Below are 5,051 nucleotides of genomic sequence, written 5' to 3'. Positions count from 1 at the left end.
CGATGTGTATAAGAGCCAGCCACCGGCGTCAGTGAGCTGGACCGGGTGCTCGGCGGCGGGCTGGTGCCCGGGGCGGTGGTGCTGCTCGCCGGTGAGCCCGGGGTCGGCAAGTCCACCCTGCTGCTCGACGTGGCCCAGCAGTGGGCCGTCGGCGCGGGCAGCCCCTCGCTGGTGGTCAGCGGCGAGGAGTCGGTCAGCCAGGTGCGCCTGCGGGCCGAACGCATGGGCACCCTGCACGACCAGCTCTACCTCGCCGCCGAGAGCGACCTCGCGGCGGTGCTCGGCCACCTCGACGCGGTCAAGCCGGGCCTGCTGGTGCTCGACTCGGTCCAGACCATCTCCACCACCGGCACCGAGGGCGTGCCGGGCGGGGTGACCCAGGTGCGGGCGGTCACCGCCGCACTGGTGGCGGTCGCCAAGGAGCGCGGCATCGCGACCGTGCTGGTGGGGCACGTGACCAAGGACGGGCAGGTGGCGGGTCCCCGGGTGTTGGAGCACCTGGTCGACGTGGTGCTGCACTTCGAGGGCGACAAGCACTCCTCGCTGCGGATGGTGCGCGGCGTCAAGAACCGGTTCGGCGCCGCCGACGAGGTGGGCTGCTTCGAGATGCACGAGGGCGGCATCAGCAGCCTCGCCGACCCGTCCGGGCTGTTCCTTACCCGCTACAGCGAGCCGGTGCCGGGCACCTGCGTGACGGTGGCGATGGAGGGACGCCGGGCACTGGTGACGGAGGTGCAGGCGTTGATCGGTGCCGCCGTGGCCGGTTCGCCCCGGCGTACCGTCTCCGGGCTGGACTCGGCCCGGCTGGCGATGGTGCTGGCGGTGCTCCAGCGCCGCACCGAGCGACTCACCCTGCACGACCGGGAGGTCTTCGCGGCCACCGTCGGCGGCATCCGGGTGGTGGAGCCGGCGGCGGACCTGGCGGTCGCGCTCGCGGTCGCCTCCGGCGGCCTGAACCTGGCGATCGCGCCGCACCTGGTGGCGATCGGCGAGGTCGGCCTGACCGGCGAGGTCCGCCGGGTGGGAGCGGTGCCGCGCCGGCTGTCCGAGGCGGCCCGGCTCGGGTTCCGGCTGGCCCTCGTGCCGCCCGGTTGCGGCCCCGCGAGCACCGGCGCCGGCCCGGAGCAGATGCGGGTGGTGGAGGTGGGCGACGTCCGGGCGGCGTTGCAGGCCGCGGCCCGGGCCTCGGCGGAGTGAGCCGCGTCTCCGACGGACGGGACGGACGGCACGGGCCGAATCGTGACACATCCCAGTAACCACGGGAGCACCCACCGCAGGGCAGTCCGTAGACTGTGCCCGTGCCGATCGACCGCGAAGCCACCAAGCCTGCCGGCGCGACACCCCACGCCCGCACCGGTGCCGTGGGCTCGCCCGCTCGTCCGATCAGCGTCAGCGTGACCGGAGGCGGCAGCGTCGGCGACCCGCTGCGCGCGAATCTGGCGCTGATGGCACCGGGCACCGCGCTTCGCGACGGCCTGGAGCGCATCCTGCGCGGTCGCACCGGCGCACTGATCGTCCTCGGGTACGACAAGGTGGTCGAGGGTCTGTGCACCGGCGGTTTCCCGCTGGACGTCGAGTTCTCCGCGACCCGGGTCCGTGAGCTGTGCAAGATGGACGGCGCGGTGGTGCTCTCCAGCGACGGCACCCGCATCGTCCGGGCCGCGGTGCACCTGATGCCCGACCCGACGATCCCGACCGAGGAGTCGGGCACCCGGCACCGCACCGCCGAGCGGGTCGCCCGGCAGACGGGCTACCCGGTGATCTCGGTCAGCCAGTCGATGCGGATCATCAGCCTCTACGTCAACGGCCAGCGGCACGTGCTGGACGACTCGGCGGCCATCCTGTCCCGGGCCAACCAGGCGCTGGCCACCCTGGAGCGCTACAAGCTCCGGCTGGACGAGGTCTCCGGCACCCTCTCCGCGCTGGAGATCGAGGACCTGGTCACCGTCCGGGACGCGGTCGCCGTGGTGCAGCGGCTGGAGATGGTCCGCCGGATCGCCGACGAGATCGCCGGCTACGTGGTCGAGCTGGGCACCGACGGCCGACTGCTCGCCCTGCAACTCGACGAGCTGATGGCCGGCGTGGACGCCGACCGCACCCTGGTCATCCGGGACTACCTGCCCACCGGCCGTAAGCCCCGCACCCTCGACGAGGCCCTGGTCGAGCTGGACCTGCTCAGCGCCACCGAGCTGATCGACCTGGTCTCCGTCGCCAAGGCGATCGGTTACCCGGCCGCGTCCGACGCGCTGGAGGCAGCGGTCAGCCCGCGCGGCTTCCGGCTGCTGGCCAAGGTGCCCCGACTGCCGGTGGCGGTGGTGGACCGGCTGGTGCTGCACTTCGGCAGCCTCCAGCGGCTGCTCGGCGCGACGGTCGAGGACCTCCAGGCCGTCGAGGGCGTCGGCGACGCGCGGGCCCGGGGCGTACGCGAGGGGCTCTCCCGGCTCGCCGAGGCGTCCATCCTGGAACGCTACGTCTGACCCGGGCCGCGATCACCGGCCCGGCCCGGTCCCGCCCGGTCAGCCCGTCAGACGGATCTTGGCCGGCTGGCTCAGCCGGGTCCCCACCCGCGCGAAGACCTCGTACGTCCCGGCCTGCACGACCGGGCCGTTCGCCACTCCCTCGGCGCACCGGCTGCTGTCCTTGCCGTTCCAGCCGACCTGGTAGGAGCGCTCGAAGCCCGGCGTGAAGGACTGCGTGTCCGACCCGGAGGCGGCACCGCAGGTGTCCGAGGACCAGACCACCTCGGCGCCGGACTTGATGAAGATCTCCTGCGCGTCCGCGCCGACGTCCCGGCTGCACGTCCGCTCCGACCGGTTGCGGATCTTCAGATGCAGATCGACGGCGGCGCCGCGCACCACCTCGCCGGGCAGGGCCTGGGCGGTCACCACGATCTCACTGTCGGTGCAGGTTCCGTCATCGGTCGAGGTGTTGTTGACCGGCGGGTCGTTACTGAGCGACGGCTCGGTCGACGGACTGGTCGCCGGATCACCGGAGGGCGCCGTCGGGCCGGTCCCGGCGTCGCCTGACGGAGGCGAGCCGGTCTCCGGGGTCAACACCGACCCGGTCGGCTCCGGCGCGCCGGTCGACACCCCGGGATCGGGCTGACCGTCGCCGGTCGCACCGGGCTCGCTGCTCTGCCCGTTGCAGGAGTAGAGCACGACAACCAGCAGGAGCAGGACCGCGCCGAGCACGACGGCACGACGCCGCCAGTACACCGCGGGAGACAGGGGGCCGACCGTCAGACGCATGATGCCCCCACCGTAGCGGCGTCGCACGCGACGGACGGTAGCGACGCGCCGGGGTCGACCGGACCCATCGGAACCCACCCTCCATTCACGACGGTGCGGGGCGTCGGCAGCGCCGATTCGTCACTCACCGTATCGACCCGCCCTCGGTCAGAGATACACCTTGCGTTGGTAGATCGCGTGCGCGCCGGCCACCCGGTCCAGGAACAACAGCCCGGCGCAGTGGTCGATCTCGTGTTGCAGGGCCCGCGCCTCGAAACCGTCGGTGACCAGGCGAACCAGCTCGCCGCTGCCCGGCAGCGTCCCCTCGACCACGAGCCGGCTGGCGCGCTTGACGTCACCGGTCAGGTCCGGCACCGACATGCACCCCTCCCGGCCCGCCTTCCACCGGGTCGCCTCGACCACCCGGGCGTTGCAGAGCGCGAACGTGCCGTGCACCGTGACCGCCTTGGAATGGCCCGTCACGTTGACCGCGAACACGTGTGCCCCCACCCCCACCTGCGGTGCGGCCAGGCCGACGCAGCCGGGCGAGACCCGCATGGTGGCGATCAGGTCGGCCGCCAGCCGGACGGTCTCCTCGGCGGTGGGGTCGACCTCCGCGCCGGCCCGGCTGAGCACCGTGTGCGGGGCGGAGACCACCGGCAGCACCGCGCCGGTGCCCAGGGACTCGGGCGTCCACTCCCCCAGCCCGGCGTACGCCTCGGCGGTCAGGTCCGGCGTACCCGCGTCGCCGCTCACAGCAGATCCGGTTCGGCGGGACGGAGAGTGACGTCGACACCGAGATTCGTGGCGGCCTCGGCCAGCCGGGCGGCGAGCGGCTCGGCCGCGCCCGGGGGCACCTCGACCTCCGCCACCACCACGTAGAGCGACCCCACCAACCGGGTACTCAGGTCGGTGACGTTACCGCCGGCCTCGGTCAGCACCCGGGTCATCGCGGCCACGATGCCCATCCGGTCCGCCCCGTGCACCGCCACCACGTACGGCTCGCCGGCCGGAGCCGTCTCCCCGTCGGGCGTCACCTCGCGTACGGTGGCCAGCAGTTGACCGTCGGCGGTCAGCGTGACCAACGCGGCCTCCACCTCGGCGGCGGCCGGGCCCACACAGATGAGGGTCATCGCGAAGTGTCCGCGCAGCCGGGTCATGGTGCTGTCGGTGAGGTTCGCCCCGAGTCGGGCCAGCACCTCGGCGACGTCGGCCACGATGCCGGGTCGGTCCCGGCCGATGACGGTGATCGCGAGCTCGTTCATCCGGGCATTCTCCCCGATCCACGTCCGCCGACGGTGGCGGCCCGCCCGGACCGTCCAGTCGGCGGAATCCGGCACCCGTGGCATGATCGGCGACGCGATGACAGAAACCACCTTCGCCGGCCAGGTGAGCCGGTGGTACGAGCGCAACGCGCGGGACCTGCCGTGGCGCCATCCCGACGTCAGCCCGTGGGCCATCCTGGTCAGCGAGGTCATGCTCCAGCAGACCCCGGTGGTCCGGGTACTGCCCGCATGGGAGGCGTGGCTGGCACGCTGGCCCACTCCGGCGGCACTGGCGCAGGACACCCCGGCCGAGGCGATCCGGATGTGGGGGCGGCTCGGCTACCCCCGCCGGGCGGTCCGGCTGCGGGAGTGCGCGGTCGCCGTCGTGGAGCGGCACGGCGGCCAGGTCCCTGATCAACTGGAGCAGTTGCTCGCCCTGCCCGGGGTCGGCACGTACACGGCGCGGGCGGTGGCGGCCTTCGCGTACGGGCAGCGGCATCCGGTGGTCGACACCAACGTGCGGCGGGTGGTCTGCCGCGCGATCTCCGGGGAGCCGGAC

Annotated in this window: 4 protein-coding genes and 2 pseudogenes; 3 read left to right on the top strand and 3 right to left on the bottom strand. The window is 73.4% G+C overall.

Annotation, left to right across the window (positions count from 1 at the left end; genetic code table 11):
- Positions 1–21 precede the first annotated feature (21 nt).
- Positions 22–1,197: pseudogene (gene radA, locus EYA84_RS26080) on the top strand (DNA repair protein RadA); the annotation flags it as partial.
- Between the two features lie 101 nt (positions 1,198–1,298).
- Entirely contained in the window at positions 1,299–2,477 is a 1,179-nt protein-coding gene (disA, locus tag EYA84_RS26075; protein WP_131056261.1) for a DNA integrity scanning diadenylate cyclase DisA, read from the top strand.
- A 39-nt stretch (positions 2,478–2,516) separates the two neighbouring features.
- Here disA and EYA84_RS26070 read toward each other — a convergent pair whose 3' ends face one another.
- From EYA84_RS26070 to EYA84_RS26060, 3 genes are all read right to left on the bottom strand, one after another.
- A complete protein-coding gene (locus tag EYA84_RS26070; RefSeq protein WP_131056259.1) occupies positions 2,517–3,248 on the bottom strand; it encodes a hypothetical protein in 732 nt (243 codons plus the stop codon).
- A 147-nt stretch (positions 3,249–3,395) separates the two neighbouring features.
- Positions 3,396–3,956 carry a peptide deformylase gene (locus EYA84_RS26065; protein ID WP_131056263.1) on the bottom strand — a complete coding sequence of 187 codons (561 nt, stop codon included), beginning with the start codon at positions 3,954–3,956 and terminating at the stop codon, positions 3,396–3,398.
- Positions 3,957–3,979: 23 nt separating this feature from the next.
- Positions 3,980–4,492: a glycine cleavage system protein R gene (locus EYA84_RS26060; RefSeq protein ID WP_131056257.1), complete on the bottom strand. Its 513-nt coding sequence runs from the start codon at positions 4,490–4,492 to the stop codon at positions 3,980–3,982.
- A gap of 97 nt (positions 4,493–4,589) precedes the next feature.
- Here EYA84_RS26060 and EYA84_RS26055 point away from each other — a divergent pair.
- Positions 4,590–5,051: pseudogene (locus EYA84_RS26055) on the top strand (A/G-specific adenine glycosylase); the annotation flags it as partial.

Source organism: Verrucosispora sp. SN26_14.1, from assembly GCF_004307965.1.
Lineage (GTDB): Bacteria > Actinomycetota > Actinomycetes > Mycobacteriales > Micromonosporaceae > Micromonospora.
This window is presented reverse-complemented; position numbering and strand designations above follow the sequence as displayed.